General features: G+C 71.7%; 15 protein-coding genes and 1 pseudogene. 12 read left to right on the forward strand and 4 right to left on the reverse strand.

Features of this window, described 5'->3' with window-relative positions:
* Window positions 1-102: 102 nt before the first annotated feature.
* From FHR32_RS20965 to FHR32_RS20980, 4 genes are read left to right on the forward strand one after another with little or no spacing between them, the layout of a single operon-like run.
* Window positions 103-1422 carry a glycosyltransferase family 4 protein gene (locus FHR32_RS20965; protein WP_184755849.1) on the forward strand — a complete coding sequence of 440 codons (1320 nt, stop codon included), beginning with the start codon at window positions 103-105 and terminating at the stop codon, window positions 1420-1422.
* Window positions 1419-5633 (forward strand): alpha-(1->3)-arabinofuranosyltransferase domain-containing protein, encoded by a 4215-nt coding sequence (locus FHR32_RS20970; protein ID WP_184755850.1) that lies wholly within the window; start codon window positions 1419-1421, stop codon window positions 5631-5633. Before FHR32_RS20965 ends, FHR32_RS20970 begins: the two co-directional genes overlap by 4 nt.
* Complete coding sequence (pgfA, locus tag FHR32_RS20975) at window positions 5630-6664, forward strand: cell envelope lipid trafficking protein PgfA (RefSeq protein WP_184755851.1); 1035 nt, start codon at window positions 5630-5632, stop codon at window positions 6662-6664. The genes FHR32_RS20970 and pgfA (FHR32_RS20975) overlap by 4 nt, the downstream gene beginning before the upstream one ends.
* A complete protein-coding gene (locus FHR32_RS20980) occupies window positions 6661-8580 on the forward strand; it encodes a hypothetical protein (protein WP_184755852.1) in 1920 nt (639 codons plus the stop codon). Before pgfA (FHR32_RS20975) ends, FHR32_RS20980 begins: the two co-directional genes overlap by 4 nt.
* Here the strand turns inward: FHR32_RS20980 and FHR32_RS20985 are convergent.
* Entirely contained in the window at window positions 8561-9349 is a 789-nt protein-coding gene (locus FHR32_RS20985; RefSeq protein ID WP_184755853.1) for a class I SAM-dependent methyltransferase, read from the reverse strand. The two genes, FHR32_RS20980 and FHR32_RS20985, sit on opposite strands and share 20 nt — an antisense overlap.
* 77 nt (window positions 9350-9426) lie before the next feature.
* On the opposite strand from FHR32_RS20985, the gene FHR32_RS20990 reads away from it, so the two are divergent.
* Entirely contained in the window at window positions 9427-11307 is a 1881-nt protein-coding gene (locus FHR32_RS20990) for a hypothetical protein (RefSeq protein WP_184755854.1), read from the forward strand.
* A 41-nt stretch (window positions 11308-11348) separates the two neighbouring features.
* Here FHR32_RS20990 and FHR32_RS20995 read toward each other — a convergent pair whose 3' ends face one another.
* Window positions 11349-13811 carry a family 20 glycosylhydrolase gene (locus tag FHR32_RS20995; protein WP_184755855.1) on the reverse strand — a complete coding sequence of 821 codons (2463 nt, stop codon included), beginning with the start codon at window positions 13809-13811 and terminating at the stop codon, window positions 11349-11351.
* Between the two features lie 330 nt (window positions 13812-14141).
* On the opposite strand from FHR32_RS20995, the gene FHR32_RS21000 reads away from it, so the two are divergent.
* The 6 genes and pseudogenes from FHR32_RS21000 to FHR32_RS21025 all read left to right on the forward strand — a co-directional run.
* Window positions 14142-15329 (forward strand): ROK family transcriptional regulator, encoded by a 1188-nt coding sequence (locus FHR32_RS21000; RefSeq protein WP_184755856.1) that lies wholly within the window; start codon window positions 14142-14144, stop codon window positions 15327-15329.
* Window positions 15330-15499: 170 nt separating this feature from the next.
* Window positions 15500-16987, forward strand: a complete 1488-nt coding sequence (locus FHR32_RS21005) for a sulfatase family protein (protein WP_312882536.1) — start codon at window positions 15500-15502, stop codon at window positions 16985-16987.
* Window position 16988: 1 nt separating this feature from the next.
* Window positions 16989-17798 carry an ABC transporter permease gene (locus FHR32_RS21010; RefSeq protein WP_184755857.1) on the forward strand — a complete coding sequence of 270 codons (810 nt, stop codon included), beginning with the start codon at window positions 16989-16991 and terminating at the stop codon, window positions 17796-17798.
* Between the two features lie 5 nt (window positions 17799-17803).
* Window positions 17804-18589, forward strand: coding sequence for an ABC transporter ATP-binding protein (locus FHR32_RS21015; protein ID WP_184755858.1), 786 nt, complete (start codon window positions 17804-17806; stop codon window positions 18587-18589).
* Window positions 18586-19587, forward strand: a complete 1002-nt coding sequence (locus FHR32_RS21020; RefSeq protein ID WP_184755859.1) for an aliphatic sulfonate ABC transporter substrate-binding protein — start codon at window positions 18586-18588, stop codon at window positions 19585-19587. Before FHR32_RS21015 ends, FHR32_RS21020 begins: the two co-directional genes overlap by 4 nt.
* 69 nt (window positions 19588-19656) lie before the next feature.
* Window positions 19657-20550: pseudogene (locus FHR32_RS21025) on the forward strand (formylglycine-generating enzyme family protein); the annotation flags it as partial.
* A 263-nt stretch (window positions 20551-20813) separates the two neighbouring features.
* Here FHR32_RS21025 and FHR32_RS21030 read toward each other — a convergent pair.
* Together FHR32_RS21030 and FHR32_RS21035 are read right to left on the reverse strand one after the other, a co-directional pair.
* Window positions 20814-22049, reverse strand: a complete 1236-nt coding sequence (locus FHR32_RS21030) for an IS701 family transposase (RefSeq protein ID WP_184754419.1) — start codon at window positions 22047-22049, stop codon at window positions 20814-20816.
* 59 nt (window positions 22050-22108) lie between these two features.
* Window positions 22109-23326, reverse strand: a complete 1218-nt coding sequence (locus tag FHR32_RS21035; protein ID WP_184755861.1) for an acyltransferase family protein — start codon at window positions 23324-23326, stop codon at window positions 22109-22111.
* A gap of 118 nt (window positions 23327-23444) precedes the next feature.
* Between FHR32_RS21035 and pgfA (FHR32_RS21040) the strand changes: the two genes are divergently transcribed.
* The gene (gene pgfA / locus FHR32_RS21040; protein ID WP_184755862.1) at window positions 23445-24362 is read left to right on the forward strand and encodes a cell envelope lipid trafficking protein PgfA; all 918 of its coding nucleotides are present in this window, start codon (window positions 23445-23447) and stop codon (window positions 24360-24362) included.
* The last annotated feature ends 10 nt before the right edge of the window (window positions 24363-24372 follow it).

Here is a 24372-nt window from a genome sequence, read left to right on the forward strand (position 1 = left end):
CCTCCCAGCCCGCCGGGGCTGAGCACCAGCCATCAGAACAGGGCACGGCTCCGCCATGCCCTGATTCAGGCGCGCGTCGCCGTAGAGGACCGAGGAGACACCGTGGCCGACATCGTGGCCTTTTCCGGTGGGAGCGGGAACGCCGGATCGCGTCCGCTGAGCCAGCCGCGGACCGGCCTGAGCGTGGAGGTCACGCAGATCCCGGAGGCGTCCCTGCGGGGGGTCCGGGTGGCGGTGCTGAACTTCCGCGAGCCGGGACAGTCGGTGGCCGGGGGTGCCGAGGAGTACGCCTGGCAGGTCAGCCGCCACCTCATCGCCCAGGGCGCGTCCGTCCACTTCGTGACCGGCCGGGAGCCCGGTCAGGCCGGGTCCGAGCGGCGTAACGGCGTCGAGCTTCGCAGGATGGGCAACCGCTACCTCGTCTACCTGCTCGTGCCGCTCTGGCTGCTGCTGCGCCGCCGCCACTTCGACGTGGTCGTCGACTCGATGAACGGCATCCCTTTCTTCTCCCCTCTCGTGGTCCGGCGCCGCACCGCGGTGATCTGCCTGGTGCACCACGTGCACGACCGGCAGTTCCACGCCTTCCTGCCCCCCTGGCTCGCCAGGATCGGCTGTTTCATCGAGGGATCGGTGGCCCGGCTGCTCTACCGTCGCCGCACCACGATCACGGTGTCGGAGTCGTCCAGGGAGGACCTCCGCACGCGGCTGCGCTGGCTGGCCCCGATCCAGGTCGTCCCCAACGGCAGCCCCACGGCGCGCTCGGTCGCGCGGCACGCCCTTCCCGGTGACCCCGCCGTGGTCTACCTGGGCAGGCTGGTCGGCCACAAGAGGGTCGAGCGCGTCGTCGGCCTGGCGGCCGAGCTGAGGGAGAGCCGTCCCGGGCTGCGCGTGCACGTCGTGGGCCGCGGCCCGGAGTCCGGGTCCCTCGCGGTCAGGGCGGCCGAGCTGGGGGTCGCCGACCGCGTGCACCTGCACGGTTTCCTCGCCGAGCCGGAGAAGAACGCCGTGCTCGGCTCGGCCCTGCTGAACGTGACCGCCTCGGAGTTCGAGGGCTGGGGCCTCACCGTGATCGAGGCGGCGGCCTTCGGCGTGCCCACGGTCGCCTATGACGTCGCCGGGCTGCGCGACTCGATCCGTGACGGCGTGACCGGCTGGCTGGTCCGCGACGGCGAGGCACTCGCGGACGTGGTGGAGCGGGCGATCGGGGAGCTGGCCGACCCCGTGCGGCGCGCCGAGATCCAGCAGGCGTGCCGATCCTGGGCGGGGGAGTTCACCTGGGGGAGAACCGGCGCTACGATAACCAGACTTATCGCCACGGAGCTCCCCATGGTCGGCCACCGGCACCAACCCGAGAGCTCTGCAGGCTCGCCGGCCCGGACCCCCGACCTCCGTCTCGCCGCTGGTGAGACCGACCCCACTTGAGTGCCGCATTGACCCCTGACCGCACGGACACCGGGCCCGCCCGGCTGCGGCACCGGCTGCACCTGCTGGCGGGCTGCCTCCTGCTCGGAGCCGTCGCGTTCAACACCTCGCCCGGCCAGGTGATCTCCGAGACCAAACTCGACATGGCGCTCAACCCGCTCGGCTTCCTCGCCCGGGCGACCCACCTGTGGGACGGCGCGTTCTTCGGCCACCTGCAGAACCAGGCCTACGGCTACCTGTTCCCGATGGGCCCGTTCTACGCGCTCTTCAAGGCGCTGGACATGCCCGCGTGGAACATCCAGCGCCTGTGGATGACCCTGGTCCTGTGCGCCGCCTTCGCCGGCGTCGAGCGGGTCGCCCGCGCCCTGGACATCGGCACCCCGGCCACCCGGGTCCTGGCCGGTCTCGCCTACGCCCTGGCCCCGCACGCCCTCACACTGATCGGGATCAACTCCTCGGAGTTCCAGCCGAGCGCCGTACTGCCCTGGATCCTGCTGCCGCTCGTGTACGGCACACGCCCGCAGGCGAATCCGCGCAGGGCGGCGGCGCTGTCGGCGCTGGCGTTCCTGTTCGCCGGCGGGATCAACGCCGTGGCCGAACTCGCCGTGCTCGTCGTGCCGCTGCTGTACCTGCTGACCCGGGAGCGGGGACGCCACCGGCGGCGCCTGCTGCTGTGGTGGCTGGGCTGCGTGAGCGCGGTGTCGATGTGGTGGCTGCTGCCCCTGCTGGTGATGGGCCGCTACATCTTCTCCTTCCTGCCGTTCATCGAGACCGCCGACGCCACCACCGGCGTCACCTCGCTGATCAACACCCTGCGGGGCACCTCGGGCTGGATCGCCTACCTGCCGGTGGACGGGCAACCCTTCCTCCCCGCCGCGTTCGAGCAGGCGACCGGGCCCGCGCTGATCGTGTTGACCGCGCTCGTCGCCGGCCTCGGCCTCGGCGGGATCGCCGCCCGGACCACCCCGGAGCGGGCCTTCCTGGCGATCAGCGTCCTGGCCGGGATCGTGATCGTCTCCGCCGGGCACGCCGACGCGCTCGTCCACCCGTGGACGGAGCAGGTGAAGGCGCTGCTGGACGGTCCCCTCGCGCCGTTCCGCAACCTGCACAAGTTCGACGCGCTCATCCGGCTCCCGCTCGCCCTCGGTCTGGCCGCCCTGCCCCTGGCCGGCCCCGTACGGCTGCGCAGGCCCGTCCTCGCGGCGGCCGCCGCCCTGGCGGCTCTCACCGCGCTGCCCGTCGCCACCGCCGGGGCGTCCCCCGCGGGCGGGTTCGCCGAGGTGCCCTCCTACTGGCGGGACGCCGCGACCTGGCTGAACCGGAACACCGGGAGCGGCATGGTCCTCGCCGCGCCGGGATCACGCCGGGGCGAATACCTGTGGGGCCGTCCGATGGACGAGCCCATGCAGTCACTGCTGACCGTGCGCTGGGCCACTCACACCAACGTCCCCTGGGGATCTCCCGGGCTGGCCCGGCTGGTCCAGGCGGTGGACGAGCGCTTCGCCACCGGCCGGGGCTCGCCGGGTCTCACCTCGGCGCTGCGCCGGATCGGGGTCACCTACCTGCTCGTCCGCAACGACCTCGCCAGAGAGAGCCTGGGGACCGCCTGGCCCGCGCGGGTCCACGAGACCCTCGCCGAGTCCACCGGCCTGGAACGGGTCGCCACCTTCGGGCCGGAGATCGGGACCACGGCCAACTCGACGGCCTCGGGCTGGTTCGAGCAGCACTACCCCGCGCTGGAGGTCTACGCGGTCCCCGCCCCCGCGCCGCTCGTCGCGACGGTGCCCCGCGACGGGACGCTCCGGATCGCCGGGGCCCCCGAGGCGACGCTGGCCCTCGCCGAGGAGGGCCTGCTCGACGACGACCGGCCCACCGTGGTCGGTGATGAGCCGGAGGCGGGCACGGTGCCCGCGGCTCGCAGGGTGGTGACCGACACGCTGCGCCGCCGCGAGATCGTCTTCGGCGACCTGCGTCGCATCGGCACCGCCACGCTCACCGAGGACCAACCCCCCGAACGGGGCAGGGAATCAGACCTCACCGACCCCGCCTGGACCGCCGCCGCCGCGACCGCCCGCTACTCCGGCATCCAGGACGTGCGGGCCTCCTCCGCCGAGTCGGGGATCGGGGCCGGTGACCGGCGCGATCCGGGGCGGCAGCCGTACGCGGCGCTCGACGCCGACCCGCGCACCGGATGGCGCTCCGACGGCTGGAACGGGGCAGTCGGGGAGTGGCTGGAGGTGCGCTTCGTCGAGAGCATCGACATGCCGCAGATCACCGTCGCGTTCGAGAAGGGGGCGCTGGGACCCCCCGTGGCGGAGGTCGCCCTGGAGACCGAGGCGGGGACGCGCCTGGCGCCGGTCCGGGACTCGGCCGACCCGCAGCTCCTGCGCCCACCGGCCGGTGCGACCTCGTGGCTGCGCATCCGGGTGACCAGGCTGGCCTCCGAGCCCAGGTCGCGGATCGGCACCCGCGTCGGCATCACCGAGATCGCGATCCCCGGGGTGAGGGCCACCCGGAGCATCGTCGTCCCCGCGGACGGCGCCCAGGACCCCGGCGCGGTGCTGCTGACCCGCCGGGGTTCGGCACCGGCGTGCATGCACGGGTCCGCGACGTGGACCTGCTCGCCGTCCCTGCAGATCACCGGTGAGGACGGCTCCGGCTTCGACCGGACCTTCGCCGTCCGGGACGGCGGGGAGCGCGCCGTCACCGGCCGCGCCGTGCTCACCGACCCCGTCTCCGCCGGGCTGCTCACCACCATCCCCGGCGTCTTCCCCCGGGTGACCGCCTCCTCCACGCTGGTCGACCACCCGGCCGTGCTCGGCCGCTCGGCCATGGACGGCAACCTGGACACGGTCTGGTACGCCCAGACCTTCGACCCGCACCCGACCCTGACCGTGAGGCTCCGCAAGAAGATCACGATCTCGCAGATCACGGTCCTCTTCCCCGACTCGTTCCTGGGGCAGCCGCCGATCAGGGTGAGCGTGCGCGGCGGAGGCCGTACGGCGCAGGGCTGGGTCGGATCCAACGGGAGAGTCGCCTTCGCCCCGATCCGCACGGACCGTCTGGAGATCGGGTTCACGGCTCCGGCGTCCCGGCCGATCGAGGTGTCGGAGCTCACCATCCCGGGGGTGAAGCCGCTCGGCTCGCTGGCACCCTTCCCGCTGAGACTGCCCTGCGGCTACGGGCCCACGCTCACCCTCAACGGCAACACCGTGCCCACCGAGATCGTGGACGGCACGTTGGACGACGTGGTCAACGGCCGCCCCCTCGGCTACCGGGCCTGCGGACCGGTCGAGCTGGGCACCGGCACCGCACGGATCACCGCCGCCCCCAGCGACGCCTTCAGGATCGATTCGGTGGTCGTGCGGACGTCCGCCGACGGCGCACGGCGCGCGGTCACGGCCACCCCCGCGGTCGCGGAGTCATGGGGGCCGGAGGAGCGCCGGGTCCGGGTCTCGGCCTCCGCCCCCTCCTACCTTGTGGTCAACGAGAACCACAACACCGGCTGGCGGGCCTACCTCGGCGGCAGGAGGCTGACAGCGGTCAGGCTGGACGGCTGGCGGCAGGCCTGGGAACTGCCCGCCGGACAGGGCGTCGTGACCATGCGCTACGAGCCCGACTCCGCCTACCGCGCGGCCCTGCTCGGCGGCGGCATCCTGGTGCTCCTGGTCTTGGCGCTCGCGTCCGTCCCCGCGCGGCGGACCCGTCCGTCCGGGACCGTGCGCGCCGCGGCCCGGCCGTCCAGACCGGTGCCCGCCGGGGTCCGCGCGTCCGGGACGGCGGCCGCCGGGGTCCGCGCGGTCTGGATCTGGCTGTCCGCCCCGATCGTCGGCCTGTGGACCGGGGGGTTCGCCGGCGCCGCGATCGTCACCGGGGCGCTGGCGCTGGCCGCCTGGCTGAGAGCGGTGGCCGAGGCCAGGCACGCCCGGCTCGGAGCCCTCCCCGGCCTCGCGGGCGCGGCGGCCTCGCCCTGGGCGCTCGTGGCGCTGCCGGGCCTGGCCGGTCTCGCGCTCGCCGCGGGAACCCTGTACGGCGGGGCCGACGCCGCCGAGGCGCTCGCCAGGCCCCTGACCGGCGTCGTGCCGCAGGTGCTCTGCCTCCTGACCCTGGCGTGGATGATGGCGTCGGTCCCCCGGAGGGCTTCCGCCCCGCCGCCTCCGCCGCGCCGTGCCGCGGCCCGGCGGCCCGATCCGATGGTGGCGGGCCGGTGACCCGTACCCGTGATGACGATGTGCCCACCGCCCCGGCGGCGGGCGGCGGGGCGGTGGGCCGGTCCAGGATTCCCCGGGCGGTGCTCGCGGGCGCGGGCGCCTTCCTCGTCACACTCGCTGCGCTCCTGCGCTTCTACGTCTACGACAGCGTTCTGCTCCTGCCGCTGGAGCAGGGCAGGACCTACCGTATGGTCGCCCCGGCCGCCGACTACTTCGACACGGCCACGCTCACCTCCCACACCGGTGTCCCGCTGGTGTCCACCACGACGCTGAGCGGCGACGCCGGCGCCGGGACCCGGGACACCGCGGTGTGGGTGGAGTTCACCTCGCTCACCACGGCCGCCGGCGACCGGATCGACTACCACGAACGCAGGGCCGCCTTCGACCGCCGGACGGCCATGACGGTCAACTGCTGCGGGGAGTACGTCGACGAGGACGCGGGCGCCCGGCAGTCGGGCCTGGCCTTCCGCCTGCCCTTCCGTGCCGAACCGCGCTCGTACCCGATGTACGACACGACGCTCCGGACGGTGGTCCCGCTCCGCTACGAGCAACAGGAGCAGATCGACGGCCTGCGGACCTACCGCTACACCTACACGGCGGGTCCGGCCAAGATCGAGGACTTCCCCGAGCAGTTCCCCGGCAAGGTGCTGGGCCTGCCCCAGTGGCGGTCCCTGGGCGTCTCCCGCTACGCCGAGGTGACCCGCACGATCTGGGTCGAGCCGGAGAGCGGTCTGACGGTGAAGGTGGCGGAGAAACACCGCCAGGGCCTGCGCACCCCCGACGGGTTCGAGCGCAGGGTGAGCCTCCGGGCGGACCTGGTGATGTCCCCCGAGGACGTCGGCGCCAAGGTCGCCGACGCGCGTGCCTTCATCCGCTGGGTCCTGACGGTCCGCGACCTGCTGCCCGGACTCTTCCTCGCCACAGGACTCCTGCTGATCTTCTTCGGGGCCCGTCCTCGCAGGCGGTCCGGAACGGAGCGGACCGGGACCGCGTCGGGCGGGTCCGCGCCGCAGGGGCGGGGGTGCGCGTGAGCACCGGCCCGGTCGAGGTGGAGCTGCGGCTGCCGGGGTGGGCGCGGAGCCCGTCCTTCCGGCGGCACGGGACGTCGGTTGCGGTGCTGTTCCTGCTGCTCGCTGCGCTCGTGCTCAAGGGATGGCTGCTCAGCCGGTCCTTCTTCGCCGAGGACGACATCGTCTTCATCGGCCGCGCCGTGGACGAGCCCTTCGGCTGGGACCACCTGTTCCGGGTGCACATCGGACACCTGATGCCGGGTGCCCTCGCCCTGGTCCGGGCCGTCACGGCGGTCTCCGCCTACGACTGGACCCTGGTGTCGGCCGTGATCATGACGATGTACGCCGGTGCGGCCCTGGCGCTCCACCGGCTGCTGCGCCTGCTGTTCGGCGCCCGGCCGCTCATCCTGGTCCCGCTCGTCCTCTTCCTGTTCGCACCCGCCAACTTCCAGGCCGGAACCTGGTTCGCGGCGGCGCTCAACATCCTGCCGCTGCAGGTCGCCCTGCTCATGGCCATGTGCTCGCAGGTACTGCTGATCCGCACCGGCCGGGCCCGGCACGCGTTCGCCGGGATCGCCTGGACGTGCGCCGGCCTGCTCTTCTTCGAGAAGGCGGTCCTCATCCCACCGGTGCTGTTCCTGCTCACGGTGCTGCTCCTGGCGCGTGAGCACGGCGTGGCCGGGGCCGCGCGCAGGCACCTGGGCCTCTGGCTGGCATATGTGGCGGTGGGCGGCGCCTACCTGGCCGGTTACGTCCTGGCCTCGGGGCGGGCCGGCGGGCAGGGACTCGTGGCGCCGGAGTTCTACACCGCGTCCGACTACCTCGGCAGCTTCCTCGGCGGTACGGTGCCGACGCTGCTCGTGGGGGGTCCGCTGAACTGGGGGACGGCGACCAGCGCCGGCCTGCTGGTCGCCCACCGGCCCGTCGAGGTCGCCGTGGCCTGGCTGGTCCTGGCCGCCGTCGTCGCGGGCACCTGCCGCAGGCGTCCCGAGGCGGCCGGCGCCTGGGCGCTCGCGGCGGGCTACCTCCTGGTCGCGGACGGCCTGCTGATCATGGTCAGCCGGGCGGGGTCGATCCAGCACGCCCTGGAGAGCCGCTACATCGCCGACGCCACCCCCGTGCTCGCGGTCTGCCTGGCGCTGGCCCTGATGCCGTGGCGCGACCCGCCCTCGCGGGACGGCGGACCGCCGCGGGACGCCGTGACCTCTCAGCGGGACGCGCCCCTGGCGGGCGGACCTCCCCGGCGGGACGCCTCCCGCGCCGTCTCACCGTCCGTCCCCGTCGCCGCCTGCGCCTACGTGGCACTCGCCCTCATGTCGGCCTCGGGCTTCGCCCAAGGGCTGCCGGGCGGCAACCGCGCCTACTTCGAGGCGGCCCGCGCGGACCTGGCCGCGCTCGATCCGGAGACGGGCGTCTACCCCTCGTTCGTCCCCGACAGGATGCTGTTCCCCTGGCGGCCCGTCGAGGACCGGCTGACCTCCCGGGCGCTCAGCCCGCTCGCCGAGGGCACGCTGCGGGAGAGGGTCAGGCGTCCGGAGGCGGCCCGCCGCGCGGTGACCTTCGACGAGCGTGGCCATCTGGTGCCCGCGGCGGTCTTCGGCGGTTATCTGGCGGCCAAGGACGGCGCCTGCCTTCCGGCGCGCGGCGACGCGACCGTCGCCGACCTTCCCGCCGCCCACCTGGGGAGCATCGCCCGCGTCGACTACCGGGTGCCACGCGACACGCGCGCGAGCGTGCTCAGCGGGGACCGGCGGAACGAGGTCCTGCTGCGGGCCGGCTGGAACCGGATCTACTTCCCGGTCGCGCCCGCCTCCGGGCCGGTACGGATCTCGGTCGCGGGGAAGGGCGCCTGCCTCCGGCTGGTGACGGTCGGCGCGGCCGTGCCGGAGCGGGCGGGCGGCGGCCCGCAGGAGGTGGTCAGTGGCGGCGCAGGATGAGCAGCAGGTTCCAGCTCACGATCTCGCGCAGGGCGGGGACGTGGATCACCGGGGTCGCCCAGCGGGGATGGTAGCGGGGCAGGGCGTCCAGGACCGTGGCGTCCGGCCGCCGCCGTGCCCAGCGCAGTGCCGCACCGACCGAGACCGGGTAGAGGCTGCTGCCGTAGACGTTCTTCGGGGGCCTGCCGTACGCGCGGGTGTAGCGGGCCGCGGCGCGGTGGCCGCCGAGGTAGTGCCAGGGGGAGGTCTCGTGGCCGCCCCAGGGGGACAGCCAGTTGGTGAACGACAGGTAGACCACGCCGCCCGGCCGGGTCACCCGGACCATCTCGTCGGCCATCCGCCACGGGTCGGGCACGTGCTCCAGCACGTTGGAGGAGAAGCAGACGTCCACCGAGCCGGTCGCCAGCGGCAGGTCGAGCGCGCTGCCGAGCACTGCTCCCTCCGGCGCGGCGCCCTGGCGGGCCGTCATCTCGCCGGCGTCGCAGTCCACGCACACCGGGCGGGCGCCCACGGCCCGCAGCACGTCGGTGAAGTAACCCGGGCCGCCGCCGATGTCGGCGACGAGCGCGCCGTCGAGCTTGGTGTAGGAGGTGAGCTGGGCCACCGTGTCGCGGGCCAGCATGCCGTAGAAGAAGTCCGGGTCGCTCTGCTCCTTGCGGAAGGCGCCGAGCAACCTTATCGACCGGCCCAGAGTGGCCCGGAACGGTGCCTGAGGGGTCTCCAATGTCGCTCCTTCACGGAGTGGAACAGATCGGATGCGCCGGAGCATAACACCGCATTGCTCCTCATCTTTTTCGGGCTCGCAGGGTGTTCCGCAGGAACACGGGGATCAGAGGGAGAGGACTGATGGAGGCCACGGAGACCGGGAGGCCGGATTCCCCGGTGCTGCGGATCGCGCTGCCCGGCTGGATGGCGGCCCTCCGCAGCCCGGTGCTGCTCGGCGCCGTCCTGATCGTCGCGGCGTCGCTCGTCCTGCGGGTGCTGGTCCTGCGCGACTCCTACTTCGTCGAGGACGACCTGCTGTTCGTGGGGAACGCCTACGAGAGCGACCTCACCCTCGACTTCGTGACCCGGGTGCACAAGGGCCATTTCATGCCCGGCGCGATCGCGCTGACCTGGGTGCTCTCGCGTATCGCGCCCTACGACTGGCTGCTGGTGGCCGGCGTCACGTTCGTCGCGCAGGCGCTGCTCGGCGTGCTGGCGCTCCGGCTACTCAGGACCCTGTTCGGCACCCGGCCGGCGATCCTGCCGCCGCTGGCCCTGTTCCTGTTCTCCCCGCTGACGGTCCCGGCGTTCGGCTGGTGGGCGGCCGCGATCAACGCGATCCCGCTCCAGCTCGCCCTGGTGCTTGCGCTGACCGACCAGGTCCGCTTCACCCGGGGCGAGGGAGCCCGGCACGGATGGCGCGCGCTGGCCTGGTGCGTGGCCGGCATGGCCTTCAGCACCAAGGGCGTCTTCGCCGTCTTCCTGCTGTACGCGCTGACCACGGCCTTCCTGGACGACCGGGAGGCCGGCTGGATCCGGTCGATGCTCGGCGAGGCGCGGCGGCACTGGCGGCTCTGGTCGGCGCACGTGATGGCGGTCGCCGCCTACACGATCGCCTATCTCTCCCGGATGGACACCGCCCCGGGTGAGGGCGCGTCGGTGCCCAAACCCGAGGTGGCCGTGGATCTGGTCTCGCTCATGCTGGGCCGTACGTTCCCCAGCGGAGCGATCGGCGGTCCGGTCACGTGGACACCGACCCCGACCGGTGGCCTGGCCGACCCGTCCGACCTCGTGGTCGCCGTCTCCTGGGCGGCGCTGGCGGCCGTGGTGGCGACCACCGTGCTCTACCGGCGCCGGGCGCTGCGGGCGTGGATCGTCCTGGCCGGCTACCTGCTCTTCGCCGACGCCATCCCGACGGTGATCGCCCGGGGCGGCTACACGGCGCTGGTGGGCGCGGAGACCCGCTACGTGGCCGACGCCGTCCTGGTCCTCGCGCTCTGCCTGGGGTTCGCGCTGCTGCCGGTGAAGGGGGAGACCGGCGTCTACCGCCGCCCGCTGCCCGCCCCGTCCCGGCTCGCCCTCGTCGCGGGGCTGACCGCGGGGGCCTACCTGGTGCTGTCGGTGATCTCGATCGAGACCTACCGGGCGACTCTCAGCGGCGACCGTGTCCGGGCCTACCTGGACACGGTCGCCGCGCAGCTCGCCGCCGCGCCGGACAACGTCGTGATCTACCCGACCCCGCTCCCCGGCGACATCGTGCTGCCGGTGAACGGCAACCGGCGGCTCAGCGATCGCCTGCTCGCCCCGCTGGCCCGCCCAACCGTGCGGGTCAGGATGGCCCACCCCGAGCCGTCCGAGGACGCCCGGGTCTTCGACCGGAACGGCAGGCTGGTCCGGATGAGCGTCTTCGGCTTCTTCGCCGCCCGGGGTGAGGGCGAACTCTGCATGCCGGTGGTGAACGGTGCCGTCGCCTTCCCCGACGCGCTCTCCTTCGGCGGGCCGGCCACCGCGGGCGCGCTGGCCTACAGGGCGGACCGGCCGGTCTCGGTGACCGTCGAGGTCGGGGAGGAGCGCATCGTGCTCAGCCTGCGGAAGACGTCCCTCGGGCTGGTCCATTTCCCGGTGACGGCGCTGAGCAGGGGGATGCGGGTCGTGATGGACGATCCGGCGGCTCCGGTCTGCCTGACCGGCGTGGCCCTCGGCGCGCCGGTCGCCGAGGGCGAGCAGCCCTCCTCGCCGTAGCCGCCGGCCGCGTGGCCGGAGTGCGGGGCGGCTGGGCGAGGTTACGCGGGGGCTTTCACGGTGACCGTCAGCCGTCTCTCAGTGGGGGCTTGGCCGGGTACGCGGATCGAGAGCGTTCCCGTGTATCTGCCCGGCCGGTCGAAGACGCGGCCGGACTCCGCGGTGAACGCGTCGTTGATCCGCATCTCGGGGATACCGGCCTGGCGCGTGGTCGTCAGGGTGACGTCCTCTCGCACCCCGTCGCTCCAGGCGACCGTCGCCACGAGGTCGCCTGAGGCGAACCCGGGGGCGGTGACGGTCCAGGTGGCCCCGGCGGGCTCGCCGGTCCTGGCGGTCGTCGGAGTGCCGAGCGCGTCCACCCGCCAGGCGACGTCGGCTGTGGGGAAGAAGTTCGTCCCCTGGACCGTGAGCCGGCCGCCGGCCTTGGACAGGCGCGTCCTGAAGTCGGTGTAGTCGCGCCGCGCCTGCGGGGTCCACCCGACCTCGGCCGTGGCGATGACCCGGGGGAAGCTGTAGTACTGAGCCTGGCCGACGCGCCGGATGAACTCGCCCCACAGGGCCGACTCGACGCCCAGCACGCTGGACTCCCCGATGCCGGGGATGAACGTGCCGGGGTCCCAGTTGTAGTGGCGGTCCAGCCCGCACGGCCCGCCGCAGGCCCACGTGCCGCCCTGAGGCTGGCGGGGGTCCTGCTTCTGCGGCACGTACGTGTTGGCCGCGGGGGACAGGATGACCTTGGCGCCGCGGTCCTTGACCGCGGCGGCCACGGCGCCGCGGTCCCCGTTCCAGAACTGGACGACGGCCTTGCCCTGCGGGAGCGCGGTCTTTGCGTACTCGTTCCAGCCGATGACGGTCTTGCCCAGCGACGCGGTGGTCCGCGTGAACGCGTCGACCATCGTCGTGTAGTCGGCGTGGCTGGTGACGTGCGCCTCGTCGCCGCCGATGTGCAGGTAGGGGCCGGGGGTCAGCTCGGCGATCTGGGCGAGGACGTGTTCGACGAACTCGTACGTCACCGCGCTGCCGGCGTCGAGCGAGGAGTAGCCGACCGAGCCGGTGCCGTTGTGCGGCACGGTCGCCTGCCCGGGTTGCGGGTGCGGCTGGGCGCCCGCCGTGTTGAGCTGCGGGATCGCGTGCAGCGCCGCGTTGGTGTGGCCGGGCATGTCGATCTCGGGGATCACCGTCATGCCGTTCTCGCCGGCATAGCGGACGATCTCGGTGTAGTCGGCCTTGGTGTAGTGGCCGGTGACGCCGAGCTCGGTGCCCATCAGCTGGCCGGCCGCGTTGTACGTCATCGCGGTGGCGCCGCTCACCCCGGTGAGCAGGCCGTAGTCGATGCCGGACGGGTTGTCCCCCGGGTTGTCGATCGCGATGCGCCACCCCTGGTCGTCGGTCAGGTGCAGATGGAGGCGATTGATCTTGAACTGCGCCGCCGCGTCGATGTAGGTCTTGACCTCGTTCACCGGGTAGAAGCTGCGGGCGACGTCGAGCATCACGCCGCGGTGCTCGAAGCGCGGGTAGTCGGTGATCGTCACCGCGGGCACCGTCCATCCGGCGGTGACGACGGTGTCCGACTCCACCCACTGCGGGAAGAGCTGCCGCAGCGTCTGCACGCCGTTGAGCGCGCCGTTGGGCGTGGCGGCACCGATCGTGACGCGACCGGCGGCGGCGGTGAGCGTGTATCCCTCGGCCTCGTGACCGGCCGGCCCGTTCCCCGGCCCGACGTCGACGACGATCGGCGCAGGACCCCAGCCCTGGCTGACGACGGGCAGGCGGCGTCCGGTCGATGGGCGGAGCACGCCGGCCAGATATTCCGCCGGCGCCTGCGCGCCGTCACCGATCGCGACGATGCGGGTGTTCTTGTGCAGGGTGAACGGCGTGCCGCCGTGCTTCTGGACGGACACCGGCTCCGGCAGCAGGCCGAGCGTCGGCTCAGGCTGCGCGGCCGGGAGGTCCCAGATCTCGAACTCGGAGACGGAGTATCCGTAGCTCGCCCAGCGCTGGCGTCCCTGCATCCGGACGAAGGACACCGGGTCCTTGGAACTCACCTCGATGACGTCGGTCCGGGGACAGGTGTCACGCCGCAGGCCGGCGACGTCGGTCCAGGTGGCGCCGTCGGTCGAGGTCTGCAGGACGAAGTCGCGGGCGCAGGCGCTGGGCCAGGAGATCTTGACGTGGTCGACCTTGGACGGCCTGGCCAGCGCGACCTGCACCCAGTTGTCGTCCTGGTACTTCGACGACCAGCGGGTGCTCGGGTCGCCGTCGTTGACGTGCGCCGCGACGAAGGTGTCACGGTCGAGCTCGACACTGGACGCGGTGGCCGTGCCTGTCAGGGCCAGGTTGGCCGGGGCGGACGCGGCGACGTCCGCCGCAGGCGAGGCGGGGGACGCGAACGCCTGAGCGGCGCCCGGTGACGCCAGCAGCGTCGCGGCGAGCAGGACCGGCAGGGCAGCGGCGATCGGGCGGCGTCTCGGCCGCGGGGTTGGACGGGGCGGGGCATCCGGCATGGGTCTCCTTCGTGACGTCCGCCCGGTGCTGGCCAGGCGTACTTTCGATGGCACTCGGTAACGCCAGAGTGTGGGCGCCGGACTCTATTACGTCAATGCTTGGGATATAAATAGCCTTGGAGGCGGTGCCAATGCCCGGATCTAGGCGTGCCACCGGACGGTCCGCCGCCCGTTCCGGGGATTTATGTCAGCGGGCCGGAAAATAATGGGGAGCGGGGAGGGAGAGACTGGCCCGGTGTGGGCCGGGCGCCCGGGGCGGAGGGCGACCGCCCGGACGCCATTTATTCCGAAGGTTTGACTATATTGGTACCGGAGCACCATCATGGCTCCATGGCCAAGCCCACCGACGCGCTGCAGCGACTCCGCCGGGTGCACGAGGACGCGGTGCTCGACGCGCTGCGCTCATCGGGGGCGCTGAGCCGTACCGAGCTGATCAATCGTACGGGCCTGTCCCGCACCACGCTGTTCGCGATCATCTCCGAGATGGTCGAGCGAGGCGCGGTCGTCGAGATCGAGGCGCCCGTCTCCGGCGCGCGCGGGCGCGGCCGTCCCGCGACGCTGGTGGCGCTCAGCCCGGAAGCCGGCCAGCTCATCGGGCTCGATCTGGCCCGTCACCGGGTCCACCTGGCCGTGGCCAACGTCTCGCACCAGATCATCGCCACGGGCATGGAGGACGTCCCCGAGGGCGCCGGCGTCACGGAGCAGGCAGAAGCCGCAGTACGGCTGATCCGGCGGGTGATCGAAGAACGGGGAGTGCGCCTCGGTGCGCTGGAGGCGATCGGGCTGGGCCTCGTCGGCGTCATGGACGACCCGGTCCTGCCCGCGGGCATCGTGCCCGCGCGGTACACACCGGTCACCGAACTCCTGGAACGGGAGTTCGGCGTGCGCGTCGCCGTCGACAACAACGCCAGGCTGGCGGCGCTGGCCGAGAACACCTGGGGCGCGGCCCGCTCGGTCGACGACATGGTCTACGTGCGCTGGTCGGTCGGGGTGGGCGGCGGGTTCATCGTGGGCGGCCGGCTTGTGCGGGGCGCGCACGGCGCGGCGGGTGAGATCGGCCACGTCTCGCTGGATCCCGCCGGCCCCCCCTGCCACTGCGGCAGCCGGGGCTGCCTGGAACGGCGTATCGGTGGCCGGGCGCTGCTGGAGTCCTGTGCGGCGAGGGGCATCCTCCTCGCCGGCCTCGACGCGCTGGTCGCCGCAGCGCAGGACCGGGTCCCCGAGGTGTGCGAGCTGATCTCCGCGGCCGCCGCCGACCTGGGGCGGATCCTGGCCGACACCGTGGTCCAGCTCGACCCCGAGCGCGTGGTGGTGGGCGGCGAGTTCGCCTCACTCGGCAGTCTGGTCCTGGGGCCGATCCGCGCCGCGATCGCCCGGCTGTCCCTGCCGAACTCCCCCCGCGCCATCGAGGTGATCCCCGCCGATCTCGGCGCGAACGCCTCCGCCATGGGCGCCATCGCGCTCCTGCTCCACGAGGAGCCCGCGATTCCCGCGCACCTGCGCCCCGCCCGCGACTGATTTCCGCCACCCTCCGGAAGATCTCCACTCCCCCTCGGGGAGCCGTATCCCCCTTGAGCAGGTGCCCTCCGAGCGGGCCTCCGTAGTAAACGATCATATTTTGCCTCTTGTCGCCCCCTTTCCCAGTCATTAATGTAAAGCCTCAGGAATAAATAGTGATCGGAGAGAGAGTGACCATCCCACGCAACGTCCTCTTCCTGATGACGGACCAGCATCGGGTCGACACCCTCGGCTGCTACGGCAACCCCGTGGCGCGCACGCCGGCACTGGATGGTCTGGCCGCAGAGGGCGCCCGCTTCGACCGCTTCTACACGCCGACAGCGATCTGCACCCCCGCACGGGCGTCGCTGTTCACCGGCCTGCACCCCTTCAGGCACGGCCTGCTGGTCAACCCCGAGCGCAACGGCGGCGCCCGCGACGAGGTCGCCGACGACCACCCCGTCCTGTCGGCCCCGCTGCTGGCCGCGGGCTACAACCTTGGCCACGTCGGCAAGTGGCACATCGGCCGCGAGCGCGGCCCCGAGTTCTACGACATGGACGGCGAGCACCTGCCGGGAGCGCTCAACCCCTTCCACCACCCCTCCTACGAGCAGTGGCTCAAGGAGAACGGCCACCCGCCGTTCGCGGTGAGCGAGGCCGTCTTCGGCCGGGCGCCCAACGACTCCGGACGCGGCCACCTCATCGCCGGCCGGCTCCAGCAGCCGGCCGAGGCGACCGTCGAGGCGTTCCTGGCCGACCGCACACTGGAGCTGCTGGAACGCTACGCCCGCGACTTCCACGACGGCGGCCGCCGCTTCATGCTCTCCTGCCACTGGTACGGCCCGCACCTGCCGTACCTGATCCCCGACGAGTACTACGACATGTACGACCCCGAGCTGGTGCCGCTGCCCGCCTCGATGGCCGAGACCTTCGCCGGCAAGCCGGACGTGCAGCGCCGCTACGCCGAATACTGGTCGGCCGACCACTTCGACGCCGACGCCTGGCGCAAGCTGATCGCGGTCTACTGGGGCTACGTCACGATGATCGACGACCAGATCGGCCGCCTGCTCGGCGCGCTGCGCGAGCTGGACCTGTGGGACGACACCGCGGTGGTGTTCACCGCCGACCACGGCGAGTTCACCGGCGCCCACCGGCTCAACGACAAGGGGCCGGCGATGTACGAGGACATCTACCGCGTCCCCGGCATCATCCGCGTCCCCGGCGCGCCGCCGCGGGCCGTCGACGAGTTCGTCACGCTGATCGACCTCAACCCGACGATCCTCGACCTGGCCGGCCTGCCCCCGCAGGAACCCTGCGACGGCCAGAGCCTGCTCCCGCTGGTCAACGGAGAGCAGGTGGACGGGCGGTCAGAGGTGGTCGCCGAGTTCCACGGCCACCACTTCCCCTACTCCCAGCGCATGCTCAGGGACCGCAGGCACAAGCTGGTCTTCAACCCCGAGAGCGTGCACGAGCTCTACGACCTGGAGACCGACCCGCACGAACTGCACAACGTCTATGAGGCCCCCGCCTACGCCGGGGTACGGCGCGACCTGACGGCGCGGCTCTACCGGGAGCTGCTGCGCCGCGGAGACCCCGCCTACAGCTGGATGACCTACATGGCCGACATCGGCGGGGACCGCGCCCCCGACGTCGACGGCGTCGCCGACGAGGTGGCCTGAGATGACCGCCGTACAGAAGAGGTCCGCCGCGCGGACCTCCCCTGACGCGAGGCGAGGCGCGAGCAGGGCACGCTCGACGCTGATGCTCACCGCGGGGTCGGGGGTCCTGGGACTGCTGGTGTGGGTGGCCCTCGCGAGCAGCGGGATCCAGGGCTTCCCCGGACCGATCTCGGTCCTCGAACGCGCCGCGCAGTCGATCGGCGACGGCACGCTGTTCGGCGATCTGCTGGCCAGCCTGCGCCGCGTCCTGATCGGTTTCGTGCTCGGCGTGGCGCTGGCCGTACCCGTCGGGTTCCTGATGGGCTGGTACCGGCCCGTGCGCGGCCTGGTCGAGCCCTGGCTGCAGTTCTTCCGCATGGTGCCGCCACTGGCGATCATCCCGCTCGCCATCGTGCTCATGGGCATCGGAGAGACCCCCAAAATCTTCGTGATCTTCCTGGCCTCGTTCCTGTCGTCGGTGGTCTCCACCTTCCAGGGAGTGATCTCGGTCGACTCCACCCTGATCAACGCCGCCCGGGTGCTCGGCGCCAGGGACCGCACGGTCTTCGTCGGGGTCGTGGTGCCCGCCTCCACCCCGTTCATCCTCGTGGGCATGCGCATCGGGCTGGGCGCCTCATGGGCCACGGTGGTCGCCGCCGAGCTGATCGCCGCACAGGAGGGGCTGGGCTACCGGATGCAGCAGGCCCAGCTCTACTACGACCTCCCCACGATCTTCGTCCAACTGATCGTCATCGGCCTCGTCGGGCTCATCATGGACCGCGCCCTGCTGCTCGCGGAACGTCGCCTGACGAGCTGGCAGGAACGGAGGTGAACGCGGTGACCCCCAAGATCAGTTTCCGCGGGATCTCGCACCGGTTCGACCTCGGCGGCAGCGACTTCGCCGCACTCGACCACGTCGATCTGGACATCGCCGACGGCGAGTTCGTCACCGTCGTCGGGCCTTCGGGCTGCGGCAAGAGCACGCTGATGAACGTCGCCGCCGGCCTGCTGGAGCCCGACGAGGGCTCGGTGCTGGTGGACGGGACCCCCGTACACGGACCGAGCCCGCAACGAGGAGTGATTTTCCAGCAGTACGCGCTCTTCCCCTGGATGAGCGTCCGCAAGAACGTCGAGTTCGGGCTGAAGATCGCCGGAGTCGGCGCGGCGGAACGGCGCAAAAGAGCGCAGTACTTCATCGACATGGTCGGGCTCACCGACTTCGCCGACGCGCTGCCCAAGACGCTGTCGGGCGGCATGAAGCAGCGCTGCGCCATCGCCCGCGCCTACGCCGTCGACCCCACCATCCTGCTGATGGACGAGCCCTTCGGCGCCCTGGACGCACTCACCCGGGTGCAGCTCCAGGACCGGCTCCTGGACACCTGGAGCCGGGAACGGCGCACGGTGATGTTCATCACCCACGACGTGGACGAGGCGGTCTACCTGGCCAACCGGGTGATCGTCATGGCCGCCCGGCCCGGCCGCGTCCACCGCGTCATCGACGTCGGCCTCCCTTACCCGCGCACGGAGGAGATCCGTCTCTCCACGGAGTTCGCCGAACTCCGCAGGCAGGTCTGGCACTCCGTCTACCACCAGCCCACCCCCCTGGAAAGGACCTCACCATGAGGCGTCCTCGCAGACTGGTCGCAGCCCTCACCGCCGCGCTGGCCCTCCTGCTCCCCGTCACAGCCTGCGGCTCATCCGACGACGGAACCGGGGCGAAGAAAGTGCAGTTCGGCTACATCGCCGACTTCTCCGGCGCCGCCGTACTCGCCGCGGCCGACAAGCAGGGACTGTGGGCCAAACACGGCCTGGAGCCCGATCTGAAGGTCTTCACCAACGGACCGCTGCAGATCCAGGCCCTCGGCTCCGGCGACCTCGACTTCGGCTACATCGGCTCCGGCGCGGCCTGGCTGCCGGCCAGCGGCAAAGCCACGATCATCGCACCGAACATGCTCGGCCAGGCCGACCGCATCATCACCCACGCCGGCTCCGGCATCACCTCCGTCGCCGGTCTGAAAGGCAAGAAGATCGGCGTGCCCGAGGGAACCTCCGGCGACATGATCCTGCAGCTCGCGCTCAAGCAGGCGGGCCTGACCCCCAAGGACGTCGAGAAGATCAACATGGACCCGAGTACGGTGGTCACCGCCTTCTCGGCCAAGCAGATCGACGCCGCAGCCATCTGGTACCCGCTGATCGACACCATCAAGAAGAACGCCCCCGACTTGGTCGAGCTGACCAAAAGCGAGGACTACTACCCCGCACTCAGCTTCCCCAGCTCCTTCGTCGCCCGCAACGAGCTGGTCAAGGACGATCAGGTGACGGTCACCAAGGTGCTCAAGGTCATCCAGGAGGCCAACGACTGGGTCGCGGCCCACACCGCTGAGGCCGAGACGCTCACCGCGACGTTCCTCAAGGCCCCCGCCGAGCAGTTCAAGGGCGCCTCCTCCGTCACCAAGATCCTTTCTACCGCCGAGCTGGTCAAGCTGACCGAGGACGGATCGGTCGCCGGCTGGTACAAGGGCCTGGCCGACATCTTCGTCACCATGGGCAAACTGCCCGAATCCCCCGACCCCGCCACCTACTACACCGCCGACCTGTACAAGGCGGCCGCCTCCGGATGAGGCGGGCGGCCCGCCGGTACGGTGTGGCCTCCGTTGACGTGCTCAGGCACGTCGGAAAGGACGTGAGCGATGTCCTCGTGCTGCGGCGGCGGTCGCGGCGACCTGCCTGCTCCGGCCGTGGCCGTGGCCGGGCGGCGGGAGGCGCCGGGCGGGACAGGCGCACCGCCATGGCACCGGGAGGCGGTGGCGCTGGACGGCGGCCGGTTCCTGATGGGCACCGATGACGCCGACGGCTTCCCCCAGGACGCCGAGGGGCCGGTGCGCCCGGTAGTGGTGGAGCCGTTCGCGGTGGACAGATACACGGTGACCAACGCACGGTTCGCCGGGTTCGTCGCGGACACGGGTCACGTCACTGAGGCCGAGCGCTTCGGCTGGTCGTACGTGTTCGCCGGGTTCCTGCCGGCCGTGCTGCGGCGGGTGTCGCCGCGCCCGCAGCAGACGCCGTGGTGGTGCGGGGTGAGCGGAGCCGACTGGCGTCACCCCGATGGGCCGGGCTCGGACCTGGAGGATCGCTGGGACCATCCGGTGGTGCACGTGTCCTGGAACGACGCGGCGGCGTTCTGCGCCTGGGCCGGCGGGCGGCTGCCGAGCGAGGCGGAGTGGGAGTACGCCGCCCGCGGCGGCCTGGAGCAGCGGCGCTACCCCTGGGGCGACGAGCTGACCCCCGGCGGGGAGCACCACTGCAACATCTGGCAGGGCCACTTCCCCACCCGCAACACCGCCGACGACGGCCACCGGGGGACGGCGCCGGTGGACGCCTACGCCCCCAACGGGTACGGCCTGTACAACTGTGCGGGCAACGTGTGGGAGTGGTGCGCCGATCCCTGGGCCGCCGGGCAGGAGACCCGGGTGATGCGCGGCGGCTCCTACATGTGCCACGACTCCTACTGCAACCGCTACCGGGTCGCCGCCCGCACCCGCAACACCCCCGACAGCAGCGGCGGCAACATCGGCTTCCGCATGGTGCCGCGGGGCACCGCGGCCACCTCTGCCACTCCTCATCCTCGGATGCTCGATCAGATCGATAACCCGAAGGTGAGATCGGCACACCTCGCACCGGCCGTACCCAGCACCAACCCGGCCAACGTATTCGGCCAACGCACTAGTAGGGCTTGGTTAGGTGGGGACGGGCTGGGCATGTCTGGGTAACGCGCGGCGGCAGGTGGGGCAGATACCGGACCAGCAGGCCAGAAGCAGCTGCAACTCGGCGATGACCCGGTAGGTGCTCAAGCCGCAGCCGGCGCTTTTGGGTTGAGTCGTTCAAGGGTGCAGAACGCGTGTGCGACCGAGACCAGGGTGACGTGATGATGCCAGCCGCTCCACGTGCGGCCCTCGAAGTGGTCCAGGCCCAGGCCGGTCTTCAGCTCGCGGTAGTCGTGCTCGACCCGCCAGCGGATCTTCGCCATTCTCACCAGGTGCCGTAGCGGGATGTCGCCGGGCAGGGTGGACAGCCAATACTTGACCGGCTCCGGCTCGCCCGGTGGCCATTCGGCCAAAAGCCAGCACTCCGGCAGCTCTTCACCGGCATGGGCACGGCGGATCATCCGGCCCGCGGGCCGCACCCGCAGCGCGGCGAACCGGGAGCGCAGCGGTCCCTTGGACCCGGGCCGCCAGGTCACCGTGTGCAGCGCGCGCCGCCCGGCGGCAGTAACGATCTGCTGGGCCGAGCACGGCTTGTCGCGGTAACGCAGCACCGGCCGCCGTCCGGTCCCGCCATAGGCCGGGGCGGTACGGCAGGCCCCGGCCTCCAGCAACGCGGTATCGGAACGCACCCCCACCACGTAGGGAATATCGCGCTCGGTCAGGCCCAGGCGAAAGGCCCCGTCTTGACCGTAGCCCTCATCGGCGACCACCAACGGCGGATCCAGCCCCCAACTCTCCAGCTCGTCGATCATGTCCAGAGCCAGCTGCCACTTGGGCACGTGAGCGATGTCCGCAGGGATTCGACAGCGCCGCCGGCGCGCCGTCACCGCGGCCGGATTCTCTGCCCGCGGCGAGGCCGCATCCCACTGCTCGGGCACGAACAGCCGCCAGTTCACCGGGCAGGAGGCGGCGTCGGTGACCAGATGCACGCTCGGCGCGACCTGGCAGTTCGCGGTTTTGCCCAGCGCCCCGCAGTACTGCGCGGCCACGCCCGGCGACTCCTGGCCGTCCTTGACAAAGGACACATCATCGACCACCCAGGCGGCCGGGTTGATCGCCGCGTCCATCCGCCAGGCCAGCTCGGCCAGCACCAGTTGATGCGACCAGGGGGCATCGGTGAGGAACTGTTGCAGCCCTTGGCGGTCCACGCCCAGCCGGGCCGCCATCGGCTCCATCGATTTACGCGCTCCATCGGTCAGCAGGCCGCGCACATACCGCTCGCCCCACCGCCGCTGATCAGTACGGGCAAAACCGGAGAACATCTCAGCGGCAAACGTCTCCAGCCGCGCCCGCACGGCCTCGAGTTCTTGAGGAGTCATCTTCCCTCACCCCCAAAGCAGGTGACATACCGTCTCCTACCCGAGGTAACCAAGCCCTACTAGCGCACGACGCGGTTGAGGCGGCGGGCGGGCCGCTCCACATACCGGTAGGTCAGGGTGGCCAGCAGGAGCGTCATGGCGGTGATGGGCGCCAGGTTGACCAGGAAGTCGCCGCTGAACTGCTGCTGCGAGGTGAAGCCGTACCAGAGGTAGATGGCCGCGAACTGCCAGAGGAAGACGCCGTAGGAGATGCGGCCGAGGAAGCTCATCACCGGGTTGGCCAGCAGGAGCCGCACGGGCGAGTCGCCCGGCGGCGGCAGTGTGGCGGGGACGAGCAGGCAGAAGGCCACGACCGTGTAGAGGGCCAGCTCGAACAGGCCCGACCAGACGCCGTCGATGCCGAGGAAGCGGGTGCCGGTCACCGGGGAGGCGGCGACGGCGTACGCCAGGGCTGCGACCAGCCACCACGAGCCCGGGGAGGCCGCCATCGCCCGCCGCAGGCGCCGGGCGGGGGAGTTCTCGTCCGGGTCCGCGTGCACCCAGGCCAGGAGCACGGCCAGCGCCATCCCGGCGGCGAAGAAGACCATCGACCGGGGCGGCCAGCTGTTCAGGAACGGCCGGTACTGCGGGTAGTAGGTCAGCAGCGTCCACGCGAAGGAGAGCGCGGCCAGCGCGCCCAGTCCGGCCAGCAGCCGCCGGGCCCGCCGGTGCACGTCCCCGCCGCCGCGCCGGGCGAAGGCGGCCAGCGCGGCGGCCAGCAGGGGGAGCAGGACGTAGAAGGCCACCTCCACCGACAGGCTCCACATCTGGGCCAGCCCCTTGGGGCCCAGGCCGTACCACCAGGAGTCGGTCGCGTAGTTCTGGTTGAGGGTCAGCAGCGTCAGCCAGCTCCGGCCGTCGGACAGGTGGTCGCGCGACCAGATGAGCATGGCCACCACGACCACCAGCCAGTAGGCGGGCAGGATGCGCACCGCCCGCTTCCACAGGTAGGCCCGCACACGGACGGGAGGGTCGCCGCGCAGCAGCGAGGCCGCGAAGGGGCGGTAGAGCAGCAGCCCGGAGAGCGCGAAGAAGATCGGCACGGCCACGTCGCCGCGGGAGAGCAGCGCGCCGACGAAGCCGTCGCGCAGGGCGGCGCCGGACTCGCTCGCGACGTGGAAGACGAGCACCGCGAACGCGGCGACGGCGCGCACGCCGTCCAGGGTGTCCAGGTGGCCGTCGACCTCGGCGGGCGTCTGCCCAGGGAGGGACTCCGACCTAGAACTTGTTTCGGTCACTTTTCCGCATCCCTTGGTGACGCCGGTCACTCTCGGCAATTAACATACCGGCCAGTAGCTTTGTTAATCCAGATATCTCCCCCTAAACCCCCCAAGCTGTAATCCCCCAGGAGGGTAGATGCGCCGGATCATCGGAGTAGTCCTCTTAGCCGCCGGGACGTTCCTCATCGTGCTGGCGCCGCTCGTGCGCTTCCAGATCGGCGGCAGCCTCATCGCGGCTCCGGCCGCGCAGTACGGGATCAGCAAGCTGGAGGCCCAGGGGGCGCAGTACTTCTATCCCAAGGCGCTCAAGGTGCTGACCGGCGACCTCGGCATCACGGTGACCACGAAGGGGGACGTGTCCCAGGCTCAGGGCGACCGGGTCGTCTGGGACGAGTTCACCGCGGTGTACGACGTGGCCAACGGCAACCCGGACGTCTCGTACGGCGAGCGGCGCAGCGCCTTCAACAAGTACACCGGCGTCGGCATCAACTGCTGCGCGGTGAACGTCGACACCAAGCCCAGCAAGCTCGAAGGCCAGATCTACAAGTTCCCCTTCGACGTCGAGAAGAAGACCTACCCGGTCTTCAACTCGGTCGCCGGCGCGGCCTACGACGCCAAGTTCGTCGGCGAGGAGGACGTCAACGGGCTGCGGGCCTACAAGTTCGAGCAGGACATCCCGGCGACGAAGACCGAGACCCGCACCGTCCCCGCCTCGGTCATGGGGGTGACCGACACGACGGGTGACGTCCAGGCGGACCGGTTCTACGACGGCAAGAACACGTTCTGGATCGAGCCCGTCACGGGTTCGCCGGTCAAGCAGGAGCAGCGGCGCCACGACGTCCTCACGACCCAGGACGGCGCCCACAGCATCACCGCCTTCTCGGCGACCGCCAAGATGACCGCCCAGACGGTCAACGGCCTGGTGGACGACGCCATCGAGAGCAGGGGCCAGATCACCATGCTCAAGGTGACGATCCCGCTCGTCCTGCTCCTGCTGGGCCTCGCTCTGCTGATCGGCGGGGCCGTCATGCTCCGCGGCACCCGCAGGACCTGACGATCCGCGA

The sequence above is a fragment of the Streptosporangium album genome, assembly GCF_014203795.1.
Classification (GTDB): Bacteria; Actinomycetota; Actinomycetes; order Streptosporangiales; family Streptosporangiaceae; genus Streptosporangium; species Streptosporangium album.